11 protein-coding genes and 1 pseudogene are annotated in these 14,444 nt (G+C 58.4%); 8 read left to right on the top strand and 4 right to left on the bottom strand.

From position 1 onward, the window contains the following. Nucleotides 1-142: 142 nt before the first annotated feature. Nucleotides 143-886, bottom strand: a complete 744-nt coding sequence (locus NKG95_RS22895) for an SDR family NAD(P)-dependent oxidoreductase (RefSeq protein ID WP_353042622.1) — start codon at nt 884-886, stop codon at nt 143-145. A gap of 551 nt (nt 887-1,437) precedes the next feature. Between NKG95_RS22895 and NKG95_RS22900 the strand changes: the two genes are divergently transcribed. The 5 genes from NKG95_RS22900 (at nt 1,438) to NKG95_RS22920 (ending at nt 7,472) form a co-directional block, all read left to right on the top strand. After that, nucleotides 1,438-2,430, top strand: a complete 993-nt coding sequence (locus tag NKG95_RS22900) for an ABC transporter permease (RefSeq protein WP_353042623.1) — start codon at nt 1,438-1,440, stop codon at nt 2,428-2,430. 18 nt (nt 2,431-2,448) lie between these two features. Then, entirely contained in the window at nt 2,449-3,483 is a 1,035-nt protein-coding gene (gene proX / locus NKG95_RS22905) for a glycine betaine/L-proline ABC transporter substrate-binding protein ProX (protein ID WP_353042624.1), read from the top strand. 66 nt (nt 3,484-3,549) lie between these two features. Further along, the gene (locus tag NKG95_RS22910; RefSeq protein WP_353042625.1) at nt 3,550-4,602 is read left to right on the top strand and encodes a quaternary amine ABC transporter ATP-binding protein; all 1,053 of its coding nucleotides are present in this window, start codon (nt 3,550-3,552) and stop codon (nt 4,600-4,602) included. Nucleotides 4,603-4,714: 112 nt separating this feature from the next. Next, nucleotides 4,715-6,235: a trimethylamine methyltransferase family protein gene (locus tag NKG95_RS22915; protein ID WP_353042626.1), complete on the top strand. Its 1,521-nt coding sequence runs from the start codon at nt 4,715-4,717 to the stop codon at nt 6,233-6,235. Between the two features lie 181 nt (nt 6,236-6,416). Further along, complete coding sequence (locus NKG95_RS22920) at nt 6,417-7,472, top strand: GlxA family transcriptional regulator (protein ID WP_353042627.1); 1,056 nt, start codon at nt 6,417-6,419, stop codon at nt 7,470-7,472. Nucleotides 7,473-7,671: 199 nt separating this feature from the next. Here the strand turns inward: NKG95_RS22920 and NKG95_RS22925 are convergent, their stop codons facing one another. The 3 genes from NKG95_RS22925 to NKG95_RS22935 all read right to left on the bottom strand — a co-directional run bounded on the left by NKG95_RS22925 (nt 7,672) and on the right by NKG95_RS22935 (nt 11,443). After that, complete coding sequence (locus NKG95_RS22925; protein ID WP_353042628.1) at nt 7,672-9,714, bottom strand: hydantoinase/oxoprolinase N-terminal domain-containing protein; 2,043 nt, start codon at nt 9,712-9,714, stop codon at nt 7,672-7,674. A gap of 145 nt (nt 9,715-9,859) precedes the next feature. After that, a complete protein-coding gene (locus NKG95_RS22930; protein ID WP_353042629.1) occupies nt 9,860-10,672 on the bottom strand; it encodes an SDR family NAD(P)-dependent oxidoreductase in 813 nt (270 codons plus the stop codon). 9 nt (nt 10,673-10,681) lie between these two features. After that, nucleotides 10,682-11,443 carry an SDR family NAD(P)-dependent oxidoreductase gene (locus NKG95_RS22935; RefSeq protein WP_353042630.1) on the bottom strand — a complete coding sequence of 254 codons (762 nt, stop codon included), beginning with the start codon at nt 11,441-11,443 and terminating at the stop codon, nt 10,682-10,684. Between the two features lie 360 nt (nt 11,444-11,803). Here NKG95_RS22935 and NKG95_RS22940 point away from each other — a divergent pair, with 360 nt between their 5' ends. From NKG95_RS22940 to NKG95_RS22950, 3 genes and pseudogenes are all read left to right on the top strand, one after another. Beyond that, a complete protein-coding gene (locus NKG95_RS22940) occupies nt 11,804-11,986 on the top strand; it encodes a tautomerase family protein (RefSeq protein ID WP_353042631.1) in 183 nt (60 codons plus the stop codon). A gap of 108 nt (nt 11,987-12,094) precedes the next feature. After that, nucleotides 12,095-13,342 (top strand): M24 family metallopeptidase, encoded by a 1,248-nt coding sequence (locus NKG95_RS22945; RefSeq protein ID WP_353042632.1) that lies wholly within the window; start codon nt 12,095-12,097, stop codon nt 13,340-13,342. A 539-nt stretch (nt 13,343-13,881) separates the two neighbouring features. Beyond that, nucleotides 13,882-14,222 (top strand): annotated as a pseudogene (locus NKG95_RS22950) (hypothetical protein); the annotation flags it as partial. Between the last annotated feature and the right edge of the window lie 222 nt (nt 14,223-14,444).

Genomic DNA, 14,444 nt, shown 5'->3' on the forward strand with positions numbered 1-14,444 from the left:
TACCTACCGGGCGGTGAGGGTGAATTCACAACAAGGTGCAGCAATCACCTCCTCCATCTGCTCCTGGCGGCCTCGGACACATGCCTGCGAATTGAGAAAATGCCACCGTCGCGCAGCAGGAGCAAGGCCGTCCTGAGCTAATTTAGCCCATGTAATATCCGCCATTCACGTGGATGGCTTCGCCCACGATATAGCTAGACGCGCTGCTGCACAGAAACGCTACGACATTAGCAACTTCCTCGGCGGATCCGACACGACCGGCAGGCGTCGCGTCCAGGAACTTATCCCCGTTCTGGCGCAGCAAATCCTCGACCATCGGGGTGTTAATGGTGCCCGGAGAAACCGTATTGACCCTTATAGCCGGAGCAAGTTCCTTGGCTAGAGATCTACTGAGAGCAAGGACCGCTCCTTTTGATGCAGCGTAGTGGCCGCCCGGCGAGCAGCCTTGATGCGCGGCGCCTGACGCGATGGTCACAATTGTCCCCCCTGGCCTCATATGGGGAATGGCCCGTCGACAGATATAGAACACTCCGTCAAGGTTGATCGACATGGTTCGGCGCCAATCTGCGTCCGTCAAGGTCGACACGGGCTTTTCGTCGTAAATTCCAGCTGCGGGTACGACGTGATCAATACATTGAAATTGAGCCAGGCAAGCCGAGACGACCGCATCAGCATCAGACGGGTTGCTAGCGTCATATCTGATAGCGATCACGCGCTCCGCTGACGGGTCTAGCGATGTGGCCAACCTGGAAACGCTGTGATGATCGTAATCGGCTAGCACCATGCGTGCCCCTGACTGGTGAAACACCCGAGCAATTGCGCTCCCGATGCCACCGGCGGCGCCTGTTACGATGACAACCTGATCCAAGAGGCTGTTATTGGGCAAATGTTTCCCCCGGAGCTATCATGGCAAGCCCACCCTAGGGCGGCCTCTTATGGAAGATCTATAAACAGCCGCTTACCCCGCTTCAAATGAGTTTTCATGAAGGGAGGGATAACCAGGGATCATGCTGGTGGGTAGCTCATCAAACGCACGGGGAGGCAATCGGAAACGAAGCTTGCCTGTCCCCAGCCCCGGCTCTCGGCGGGTACATGCCCACCCCTTATCTAGGGCTATCGTCCTGATAACATTTATTCCTTGGCGGCATAACTTTTTATACGGTTGTTTTGTAGCCACCGCGTCGGTAGCGTCCTTAGAACAGTCAGAAGAACAGTCAGACGGAACGCCTTCAAGCCCTGCTGAAGCTCCGGTACCGACCGGGCTGACGGTGCAGGGCCAGGACACCCATACCCCAAGTCCGGGTATGCCGCGCTAGCTCAGCTTTAAGCGCTCCCAGCCGTAAAGTTGACGTGGTTTAGCGGCGGCCGCAGGCTAGCTACCGGAATCCTGAGCGCTTGCACCACCGCAGCTTCGGATCTTGGCTGAAAGGACGATTTGTGAACGCTGAAGATGTACTAGACCCGTTCAAGAAGTGGCACATCCCGTTTGGTGACTGGGTAGATTCCGGCCTGGGGTGGATTGTCCAAGAGTACCGTCCGTTCTTTCAAACCTTGAAGTGGCCCATCGACAAGCTTCTGACCGCATTTGATCTTGCACTCAATGGCATTCCACCCGTGGTCACGATTGTTTGCTTCGGTCTGGTCGCGTGGCAACTGGCTGGATGGCGGCTTGCTGCCCAGATCGTAGGCTTGCTGGTAATTATCGGCTTCCTCGGCATCTGGGGTGAAACAATGACAACATTGTCGCTGGTGTTCACGGCGGTGCTCGTATGCACGGTCATCGGCATACCGCTAGGCGTGCTCGCCGCTCGAAGTGACCGCGCAGCTGCGATCTGCCGACCGATCCTCGACACAATGCAAACGATCCCCTCGTTCGTCTACCTGGTGCCAGTGGTCATGTTGTTCGGTATCGGCAACGTCCCCGGTGTCATCGTGACGATCATCTTCGCGCTTCCGCCCGTTATCAGGCTGACAACACTGGGTATCCAGCAGGTGTCTGAGGAAGTGGTCGAAGCTATGCGTGCTTTCGGAGCAACCAACCGGCAGCTTCTTTTCAAAGCCCAATTGCCTCTGGCTCTTCCGAGCATCGTCGCCGGTGTGAACCAGACATTGATGATGTCGCTTTCGATGGTTGTCGTAGCTTCCATGATCGCCGTCGGCGGCCTTGGGCAGATGGTCCTCCGCGGCATTGGACGCCTGGACATTGGTTTGGCCGCAACCGGGGGGATCGGCATTGTCTTCCTGGCGGTTATTCTAGATCGCTTGGCCCAATCTGCGATGTCACGGCGGCGAAGCTTTGCGGGCGTTGCGTGGCACAGGCGGGGCCCAGCCGCGCTCTTCACCGCCTTCTTCAGGAACTTCCAAACCTCGCCGGCGGGACATGGGGGATTAAACAACGGCCGGCAGAAATTAGCGACGAACAACGACTAGCAACAATGGGAGCGACTTATGAGCAATCGGCTTAAAATTGAGAAGCGTTTTCGGGGATTCACCGCAGCCTTGACGGTGCTGGGCACTCTCGCCTTATCTGCGGGGTACGCTTCTGCTGAGGATCTTCCGGGCAAAGGCGTTACAGTAAAGCCTCTGGTCAATGGCATTGCCGAGGAAATGTTCGAGGCATACATCGTCAAAATCGGCCTTGAAGATCTGGGCTATACCGTCCAGGAGCCATCATCGGCGCAGATTCCCCTCGCCCACCTGGCCGTAGCTAGCGGTGATGCCGATTACTACACGCCGCACTGGTATCCCCTACACATAACGTTCGCCGAAAAGGCCGGCGGGGACGCCAAGGCTCATCGGGTTGGGACTCTGGCGAAGAACTCAATCCAAGGATACTCGATCGACAAGGCCACTGCCGACGAATACGGCATCAAGACGATCGATCAGCTCAAAGACCCCAAACTCGCCAAACTGTTCGATGTCGATGGGGATGGCAAAGCCGACCTTTATGGGTGTGATCCGGGCTGGGGCTGCGAACGTATCATCGAACACCACCTTGATGCGTACGGCCTGCGGGATACGGTGACGCACAAGCAGGGGGAATATTTCGCGCTCCTGGCGGATGTCATCCAGAGAATTCAGTCTGGTAAACCAACGTTGTATTATGGCTGGGTCCCAATGTGGGTGAACGGGGTTCTTCGGCATGGCCAGGAAGTGGTCTGGCTGACGGTACCGTTTACGGCGTTGCCTGATGAGCAGACTGGGGCTGACACGGTAGTCCCGGGCATCGGAAACATGGGTTTCTCCGTGAACAGCCATCATGTATTTGCGAACACCGCTTTTCTGGAGAAAAATGCAGCCGCTAACAAGTGGTTCGAACAGGTCACGATACAGATTCAGGACATAGATGATGAGAACCTGCTTATCCACAAAGGTGAAAAGACGAACGACGCGATCCATGGTCATGCCGAGGCCTGGAAGAAGGCCCATCTCGACCAGTGGAATGCCTGGATAGCGCAGGCGAAACATGCAGACGCTAAGTAAGCTGAACTGCGAGGCCCGGGATCCTATGCGGTACCGGGCGACACCTCTCAACCTTGGGAGCTTAACTTGAAAGCGCATGCAATAGAATTCAAAGGCGTATGGAAGGTCTTCGGGACAAGCCCGAAATTCAACCTTGCGAGCGTGCAAGGCGACAATCTTTCGAAAGCTGAGCTGCTTGAGAAACATGGTTGCGTGGTCGCCGTGGCCGGAGTCTCGTTCAAGGTCGAGGCTGGCGAGATCTTCTGTGTGATGGGTCTATCCGGAAGCGGCAAGTCGACATTGGTTCGGCATGTCAACCGATTGATCAAACCCAGTGCCGGGCAGGTTATTGTCGGCGGAGAAGACATCAATCTGAAGTCAGAAGACGAGATGCGACAACTCCGTGCCCGTTCAATGGGAATGGTTTTTCAAAATGTCGCGCTGCTCCCTCATCGCACTGTCCGCGACAATGTTGCCCTGAGTCTGGAGCTTCGGAAAATTAATGCTCGGCAGCGCTATGAAATTGCTGAGGAAAAGCTTGAGCTGGTGCAGTTGGCCGGCTGGGGCAACAGGTATCCAGATGAGCTCTCGGGAGGAATGAAGCAGCGTATAGGACTGGCCCGGGCACTGGCAGCCGATCCAGCCATATTGTTGATGGATGAGCCATTTTCAGCGCTCGACCCCCTTATCCGGCGTGAGCTCCAGGATCAGTTCAGGGAACTGTCGACGAAGCTGAACAAAACGACACTCTTCATCACGCACGATTTGGACGAGGCGGTGCGGCTCGGCCACCATATCGGGGTCATGAAGGACGGCAAAATGCTTCAAATTGGGTCTGCTGAAGACATCCTCGGCAACCCGAAAGATCCGTACGTCGAGAAATTCGTTCAAGGCAGTAGCCGCTTAAAGCTCCTGAAAGCCGAGTCGGTCATCCTCCCCATTGGCGACTATGAGAATTCCGGCGATGCCATCGCGCTGGCAGACGCTCCAAGGATCAAGCTGAACGTTCCCATCAAGGAACTGGTCGGGTTGTCAAACCGAAATCGAAATATGCCACTTGTTGTAATCGATGACGCCGGAGATGAAGTTGGAATTGTGACCGCATCCTCCCTGTTGCGTGGAATCCAGGAAAGACTTTAGGCCGTCAGACGCCCTATGCGCATAACCCAACTTTATAGGTATGATGATTTTTTATTGTTAGTGGTCGGCAGATTTGTGCACTATATTCTAACATCAAATAGGGATCAAAAGTATGTCTGCACGATCAGGTGGCCGAGACGCTCGCCAAAAGATGCGTTCAGAGAGAGCTGTAACATTTATGCCCCCAATGGACCGGGGTATTCCGTATATGGATTTGCTCAGCGCGGATGAATTGCAGCGGCTGCATGATTATTCGATGCAGATACTTGAAGAGATTGGGATCGAATTCCGCGATGACGAGGCCATTGCGCTCTGGCAAGCGGCTGGGGCCGATGTGACAGGCCAGCGCGTTAGGATCAATCGAAATCTTCTACTGGAACTGGTCGCAAAGGCTCCAGAAACCATCACAGTCCACGCGCGAAACCCTGCCAAGACGGTCACTCTCGGCGGTCGGAGAACCATCTTTACGCCAGCATACGGATCTCCGAACGTGCTGGACCTCGAAGGCAAGCGGCGCAACTCGACGATCGCCGATTTCGTGAATTTTGCAAAGCTCGCTTATCAAGCGCCTGCAATGCATATGACGGGCGGTGTCCTATGCGAGCCGATGGACATTGCAGTCCCCAAGCGCCATCTGCATATGAACTACAGCCTAATCAAATACTCTGACAAAGCATTCATGGGCGCCGTGACGTCGCGCGAGCGGGCGGAAGATACCGTATCGATGGCCAAAATCGTCTTCGGTGACGAGTTTATCCACAACAACACTGTCACCGTGTCGATTGCGAACTGCAATTCGCCGTTGGTGTGGGACTCGACGATGCTCGATGCGGTCAAGGTCTATGCCGCGAGTAATCAGGCGATCCTGTTTACGCCCTTCGTGTTGGCAGGCGCCAGCACACCGGCAAGCACTCTGGCGGCCGTCGCGCAGCTCAATGCCGAGGCCTTGGCCGGCGTAGCCTTCGCGCAGCTCGTCCGGGCTGGAGCCCCTGCCATCTATGGCCAGTGGTTGGCGACCGTTTCAATGAAGAGCGGCGCACCGATGGCAGGAACGCCGGAAATCGACCACATGAACATGTTGGTTGGCCAGCTCGCGAGACACTACAAGCTCCCCTGGCGTTGCAGCGGGATGTGCACGAGCTCGAAGCTGGTCGACGCACAGGCCGGATATGAGGCAGCCCGCAATATGTACGGCGTACTGATCGCCGGGGCGAACTTCGTTCTTTCCACCACTGGTTACCTTGAGGGCGCCCTCACCCAAAGCTACAGCAAATTCATGCTTGATGCAGAGCAGATGGTGATGTTCTACAAGCTTGGGCAGGGCTTGGTGATGAGCGAACTGGATGAGACGCTCGATGCGATCCGACAGAGTGAGCCGGGAAGCCATTATCTCGGAACCGCGCATACGCTGAAGAATTTCGAGCAGGCGTTTTTTGTGCCTGACCTTATGAACCACGACAGTTATGAGCAGTGGACCTTTGCAGGTTCAAGGGACGCAGACACGCGCGGGCGCGACGCCGCTGAAAAGGCACTGAGGGAATACGAGGCCCCGCCGCTCGACGAAGCCATCGATGAAGAGCTTCTCGACTTCATGAAACGCAAGGAACTTCAGATCGGCGACGCTGTCCTTTAGACGGGGCAGCTCGGAGACACGTAGGGACGTATTACAGGCACCGAGAACGATCATCCGCCGCAGGCGGCGATTGGCTGCCTCCGCCCGCCGATCAACCGCCTGCTCTAGACTTAGCCGAAATAGCACCAGGCTTGCCGGAGAAATGCTCGGCGAGTCCTTCCCAAAGGTATGGAAGAAGCTGATGAACGCACCTCCCGACATGAATGCAATGAAGCCGCTGTTCAGGCTTGACGATCAGTTGCACGGTGGCCACCCGGTGGAGCTGGTTGTTTTGGTGGTGCCAGGGTTTTCGCAGCTGGCACTCCACGCGTTTCTTGAGCCGTTTCGCATTGCTAATATGCTTGCGAGGGCAAAGCTGTTCCGCTGGCGAATAGCTGGACTTGACTCGCGCCCGGTCGAGGGTGCCAGCGGCATCGCGGTGGCCGTCGATATGACGATCGACGAATTGGACACATGTATCGGCGGTCGGGGACCCCATCATCTTGCAATCATCGCCGGCGAGCCGGTGGTGCGGAGGCTACCGGCGCAGATCAATAACGTCCTGCGGACATTTGCACGGCGCGGAATTGCAATCTCCGCAGTTGGAACGGCCACCTGGCTTCTGGCGCAGACAGGCTTGCTGGTAGGCAGGCGCTGCACGATTCACTGGTCGCGACTAGCCGCATTTTCGGAGATGTTCAGTCAAACCCAGATCCGTGATGCACTATTTGTGAAAGACGGTCAGTTTTCGACATGTGCTGGTGAACTTGCGGCCTTCGACTTGGCCGTTGATCTGATTGCGGGTCAGGTCGGTGGGTTAGCCGCCCGCGAGGTTTGCCGGTACGCAACGGTTGAAGGTCAACGTTCAGGTACGAACCGCCAGACCGGTCCGTCAGGTTTGGCGTTTGCGGGTGCAAGCGATAAGCTTCTGATGGCCATGCGGCTTATGGAAGAGCACGTAGAATATCCCCTGCGCATGAGCGAGGTTGCGCGTAGAGTCGGAATATCGCGACGTCAGCTGGAGCGTTTGTTTGCACACCACGTGCATATGCCCCCCGTGCGTCATTACCTTCGTATCCGGGTCGAGCACGCCAAGCGCCTGATTGAAGGTACAAGCTTGCCAATAATTGATATCGCAATGGCCTGTGGGTTCATTTCTCCTTCGCACTTTGCAAAGTGTTTCAGGACCTTCCACGGTGTGTCGCCCCAGCAATGCCGTATCGCGCTACCAGCTTGGGTCGGGCCTGGCCTCGGCTGATTGAAAAGGCACCTGTGTCTCGCAGCCCGCGTGGTCCAATCGGCGTCGGCTGCGTAGGTGACAGCCCAGCTCACTCAGACGAAACCGTACGAACGCGCGGCGGGTATCCTTCTACCGTTTGCATTACCAGTCGGCGTACTGCGGTCTGTAAGAGCGCGCTCGAGCCTTAAAGGGCCTGCAGTTGTGCGCAACCAACAGGCTACACCGCGATCCTAGGGCGCCCCGAGGCGACCGCAACCACATGCGCCTCGATAAAGAGGCGCTGACCTTCCACGGTCGAGACCCGATATTCGGTGGTGACGTCGATCTCAGCGCTGTCGGTGCCTGCATCCCTTGCGGTGTGTGCGACAATAGCGCGGACATCGGCTTGGGCAGCCGCGATCGCTACCGGTTCGTCGAGGAAATCGCGTACCCTTCCCCCCGAGGCGAGGCGGAACAGGCCTTCCTTGGGCTGACTGACGCGGGCTTCGGCCGAGACGCGGACCTGGCCGACGACGGCGCCGAGCGCGTTGGCGACATCGGTATCTTCCGGCACCACGCACTCATTGCCGACCAGCTCGGCCAAGCCGGCATAATGCAGCGGCGCCGAGGCGCCGAGGCCGATGACCGGGCGGTCGAGCGCGACGCTGAGCCTTGCGATGCCGGGATGCGAATCGACGGCGCGCTGCACCAGCGCATGCGCGACGGTGGCGGCGCCATCCAGCCCGTCCTCGGCAAAGGCGGTCTCGAGGATGTATTCGGCCGACCAGCGCGTCAGCGTCAGCAGCACGCGTTCGGAAATCACCTCGGGCGAGGCGGCAATGTATTGGCCGCGCCCGTCACGCTTGCGGGCAAACAGTTCGGCGCCGAGCCGGGCCGCAACCGGGTCCCAGTTGGCCTGCGTGCCGAGCACATGGGCGGCGTCCGAGGGGGTGAAGCCCGAGATATGCACCAGCCCACGCGAGACCAGCCGGTTCAGCGTGGCGTTCTGGGCGTTCGAGGTGAGCAGCCTGTCGATGGCTAGCGGCACAGCGCCGATCTGCTCGTAGAGTTTGGCCTCGGGCGCGGTCAGGCCGGCGGCGAGCCTGTCCGGCACGCCGGTGCGCAGCGCAAAGCGGCCATCCATGCGGCCGGGATTGGGCGCGCGCAGCTGGCGTTCGAGTTCCGATGTCACTGAAGCACCATGCATCATGCCGGCCAGCGCCAGCGGCACCAGGCGGCGCGGGCCGAGCAGGATTTTCGGATTGAGCGCGCCGTCTTCCAGCGCCACTTCGGAATCGCCGCCGAGGCCGAAGGTGCGCATGGCGACCGCCTCGACCATAGTGCGGAAGCCGCCGACGGTGGCGCCTTCGGCATCGAGCCGGGGCCGGCCGCCATCGAGCACGGCGACGTCCGTTGTGGTGCCGCCAATGTCGGACACCATGGCGTTGTCGAGCCCGGTCATGTGGCGGGCGCCGACCAGGCTGGCGGCGGGGCCGGACAAAATGGTCTCGATCGGCCGCTGGCGGGCAGACGCTGCCGAGACCAGCGCGCCGTCGCCGCGCACCACCATCACGGGAGCGGCGATGTTGCGGGCGTCCAGAAAGCCTTCGGTCGCCGCCACCAGCCGGTCGATCATCGAGATCAGCCGGGCGTTGAGCAATGTGGTCAGCGCCCGGCGCGGGCCTCCGAGCTTGGCCGACAATTCGTGGCTGGCGGTGACCGGCAGGCCGGTCCTTTCGCGGATGAGGTCGCGGGCGGCAAGCTCATGCGCCGGGTTGCGGGTGGCGAAATAGGCGCAGATGGCAAAGCCGGATACGGAGGCGCCGAGCTCCGGCAGCGCCGCTTCGAGACCGGAAAGGTCGAGCTTCACCGCGTTTCCGTGGACATCGTGGCCGCCCGGGCAAAACACCACCGGGTCGGTGCCGAGCGCCGTCTTCAGCCCGTCGCGGGCAAGGTCGCCCTCGGAAAAGCCGATCATGATCAGCGCCACGCGCCCGCCCTGGCCCTCTACCAGCGCGTTGGTGGCGAGCGTCGTCGACATCGACACGAGTTTTATGGCCGCCGGATCGGTGGCGGATTTCTCCAGCACCGCATCGACCGCGCCGGAAATGCCGACGGCGAGATCATGCCGCGTGGTCAGCGCCTTGGCCTTGGCCAGCACCTTGCCCTTGTTGGGCCCGTGCTGCGGGCCTTCCGTTTCGGACCACAGCACGGCATCGGTGTAGGTGCCGCCGGTGTCGATCCCGAGGAACACCGGCTTGACTTTGATCTCTCTCCTCATCGCCGACAGCCGATCGGCGAGAGTTCGTTGGACCCGTGCTGCAGCCCCAGCGCGGCAACCTTGCTCCCTTCAAAAGCGCACATTGGGTCGGTGACCGTCCACGCTTTTTCCAGCGCGCTACGCGTTCGAGGCCGCCGGCGCACCGTTATGCCTTTGCTTTCGTCAGCTTGGCCCGATACTCTTCATCCAAAATCGCTGGCAAGGAAATCTTTTTGGTGCGCGCGCCGTCGACGGATATCATTTCACCGCTCACAAAACTGGAATCGTCACTGGCCAGCCAGAGGACCGCATTAGCTATCTCCTTGGGAGCGCCAATCCTTCCCACCGGGTGAAGCTGCCCCAGTTCCCGCTCAATCAAGCTTCGATCTGGATGCATCTCTACGTATGCACGATTAAGATCAGTGTCGATCCAGCCCGGACAAACCGTGTTGACACGGATGCCGTCGGGCCCGAGGTCAATGGCCAGCCCGAGCGTAAGACCGTGCACGCCGGCCTTCGAGGCCGCGTAGGCGGTATGCCATGGGTTGACCATGTACCCTTCGACCGACCCAATGTTGACGATGGCACCGGTGCCCTGACGCCTCATTTCCGGGACCACATATTTTGCCATCAGGAAAGGGCCGCGAAGATTGACCGCCATGAGCCGGTCCCACTCTTCGGCTGTCTGGTCATCAATGGACTTGTGCATGACCAGACCCGCATTATTGACCAGAATATCGATCCTGCCGAACTTCTGAAGGACCTCATCGACGAACGTGCGGATCGAAACCTCCTTGGTGACATCGAGGCAGAGAGAGGTAATCTCCTCGCCGCCATGGGAATCCGAAGAACGGTCGTCGCGCAGGTCTCCGACGACAACGATGGCGCCTTCCTCGGCAAGCTTCTCCGCTATCGCACGCCCTATGCCTTGGTTGCCGCCCGTGACGATGGCAACCTTGCCTGATACCCGATTAACCAAAATATCCTCCTATCCTGCCGTGAAGCCGCCATCGATGGGAATAGCTACCCCGGTGATGTGCCTGGCGTCCTCGCTCGCGAGGAAAAGCGTCAAATTGGCAATTTCCTTGGGCGTCGCCACACGGCCCTGGGGTATTGAATCGACGTTTCTCTGCAGGATTTCTGCTGCTGTAACAGGCTTGCTATGGGCCGAGACGAGCATTGGTGTATCGACGGCGCCGGGGCAGACCGCGTTAATGGTGATTTGCTCCTTGGCGTGATCAAGAGCCATGGCCTGTGTCATAAGAACGACCGCGCCTTTTGAAGCACAATATGCCACCAGCCCAGGGCAGCCAACCAACCCAACATTCGAAGCTATGTTGACGATGCTTCCGCCGCCGGTCGTGCGCATGGATTTCACGGCGGCGCGGCTGAAATAAAACACGCCGGTTACATTCGCGTCGAACGTCTGCCGCCAGTCGTCATCCGTGGTATCGACGGCACTTCCCCGCCGGATAATCCCGGCGCTATTAACCAAAACGTCTACCCTTCCGAACTTCTCGACAGTGGACCTGATCACCTGGTCGGCAAATGAAGAGTCAGCCACATCACCCAGCATCAACAATGCCGTGCAACCCAGATTTTCAACCGCCTCCAAGGCTCGTCGACCCCGGTCCCGATCACGACCAACCAGTACCAGCGACGCCCCCGCTGTGCCGAAGGCCTCTGAGACCGCTTCGCCTATCCCTGACGTTGCGCCCGTGACAATCACTATCTTCTTGGAATGCGTCATATGCCGATTGCCCGTAAAACGATTAGGCCCTGGCGGGCAGCGCCGCCGAGCAGACTTCGTGATCTAGGGCCCCGCACCGGTCCTCCGCAAGCGACCAAAAAGTCATGCGCCGGACAAGCTGAAGTCATGACGCCTCCCAGCGGCAACTAGACCTAATCCCAGACCTGGGGCGAAGTCATGACTCCTGGTTGTCCGGCCCCGCAGTAATACTCATTTGAATAAAGGTCAGCCGCTGCCTATAGCTCAATATCGTGGCGTTCTGCGTGGCCGCGGATGCTGCCTGGCTCGTGCTGGGATCCGCGAAAGTGGCCCTGACAAGCTATGATCAAGCTTATCCGCAGACCAATGAAGGAGCGGGCTATGCCGGTTATCCACATCGAAACGTTTAAAGCTGACGACGACAAGAAGGCAGAAATTGCGGCCGAGATCACCAAGTTGTTCTGCGAGAAGTCCGACCTGAAACCAGAACAGGTTCATGTGGTTTTTGATGAGTATGCGCCGAATAACTGGGCTACCGGCGGCAAGCTCTGGTCGCGGATGTAGATTGTTCAGCGCCTGCAACTCCCAATAAAAAGCCCGCAACGTTGGCAATCCGAGTATGGCTGCATATCGGGATTTGCCACGCTGGGCTGGAACGTCGAAGAGAGATCCATGACCGATTTTAAAGTGCTTTCACCAGATCCCGACGGGTTCCTTCTCCGGGACAACTGGAGCGATTTGCGACAGTTCCGGCAAATGCCGGAGATCGACTTCCAACGGCTCGACACCTACCGCAAGGACCGCCTGAAAGCTGCAATGCGCGACTCCGGTGTCGCCATGTGTGTGTTGGTGAGCCCCATCACAATCCGTTACGCGATCGACTACAATACCTTCCCCTTGTTCCAATCGCATATCCCGGTCACCTATCTCTTTTTGCCGTTGGAGGGGCCGATCACCCTTCATCAGGGTTACAGCCGCGGCTCATCCGCAGACCGGGTTAGAGCTGGCAGGCCCCTCTCGTTTTTCGAGGGCGGTTACGAACTGCCTGAAGCCGCGCGGCTCTTCGCCGACGACATTGTGGAATTCCTCAGTGAAATCGGCACCACCAACCGCAAGGTGGCGGTGGAATATGTCAACCCGAGCATTACCCAGGCGCTTATGCAGCGCGGGTTGGAAATCATTGACGCCGTCGACATCGTCGAAGGGGCTCGCGTCATCAAGTCGGATGATGAAATCGCTTGCATCAGGTGGGCGTGTGCCGTTGCCGAGCACGGTATCGCGCGGATGCAGGAAAGCATGGGCACGGGCGTCACGGAAGTGCAGCTCTGGGGCATCCTTAATTACACCAACCTGGCTAACCAGGGCGGCTGGCATGAAGGGCGTATGCTCGCGTCCGGACCGCGTATCAATCCGTGGCTTCAGGAAGCCACCCAGCGCGTCATTGAGCCCGGAGACCTGGTTGGGTTCGACACCGACATGGTCGGCCCATTCGGCTACTTCTGCGATGTTTCCAGGACGTTTTATTACGGAAAAGATCGGCCTAGCGCGCGGCAGCGCCAGCTTTATCGCTACGCCTATGATGAACTGCAGACCAACATGAAACTCATCCGCCCAGGCCTCAGTATGAGGGACTTGCAAGCGTTGGCTTGGCCGGTGCCCGAAGAATTCCACGAGCAGGCTTACACATGCGTGATCCACGGCGTCGGACTGTGTGATGAATATCCGCAGGTTAAACCAATCTTCAGAGGTCCCATCGCGTACGATGCGACACTCGAAGCCGGCATGGTCATTTGCGTTGAATCTTACATTGGCGCTGTGGGGGAATGTGATGGGGTAAAGCTGGAGGAGCAGGTGCTTGTGACGGCCGACGGCTATGAGTTGTTGTCAACCTATCCATTCGAAGAACGTCTGCTGGACTAGGTCCCGCGGAACAAATGGGCTTGGTCTGAATAGCTAGCATGGCAGCACACGCGCCCCCTACGGTCGTCTTCTGCGGCGTGCGGCAAGTCAGGGAAGTACAATGGGGGAATTGGAGCTACGAAATTGCAGTATATTAGTAGCAGAAGACGACCATGTACTTGCCTTCGATGTGCGCAATGCCTTTGTCAAGGCAGGCGCGAACGTCAGTTATTCAGTCGACACAATTGAGGACAGACTTGATGTTCGTTATGCCCTCGTCAACCATCGACGGTGCTGTCCTTAGCGTGAATCTACAAGGCGAAGAGACGTTTGCTGCGGCCGAGCATCTGCTGCGACGCCAAATACCGTTCGTATTTCTGGTTGGTCACAACGCTTCCGATATTCCAACGTGCCGGCATTGACCCCGGGCAGGCAGATGAGTCTGATATTCGAACCCACAGGCTGGAGGGATGAGCAAGTAAAGCGGGCGAGGCCTTGCTGACGCTCGCCCAAATCCTCGCAGGCCACCGGTCTGGTCGTCGAGGAGCTTGATGATGACCGCCGTGTTGTGCCTAGACGCATCGGCGCTCGCACGCAACGGGCGGGACTGGCATATGGCCGAGTTGTGTGGAATTGTCTAAACCGGCATCATCGACCATGCCTGCCTGCGCGCTTCGCAAAAGCTGGACAGCGATTCCGCTAATTCCCGGACAGCGTGTCCGGAGATTACCGGAAAGCCTGTCCGGACTTTCCGAAACCCGCACCTGCCTAGTGATCGTGTGCTCTTGGGTATGAAGGGAAGCATCAGCGAGTTCGAACAGGGCGTGCTGAAGGCACAGATGCTCAAGGCCGCCAGATCGAAGGCGCGCCGGAGGAGTTGCGCCTGTCGGTACTGTTCGGTTAAATCTGGCATCGCGAAGCCGGGCATGTTGAGGATTCTATACGGGTCGCTCAGAAGGGCGTGGTTTTCAGCTGTAAAGAGCCGCGGCACCAGCCGAGTGGCAATAAATGAAGTTAGCGCTTCCGGATCGCGGAACATCGTGTCGTGCACGCCAATCCAGGCGCGCATAGGATAGAGATCACCGTTTCCGCATAACCACAGGCGCGTCGAAACTCAGGAAGC

The sequence above is a fragment of the Mesorhizobium sp. M1423 genome, from assembly GCF_040317575.1.
Taxonomy (GTDB): domain Bacteria; phylum Pseudomonadota; class Alphaproteobacteria; order Rhizobiales; family Rhizobiaceae; genus Mesorhizobium.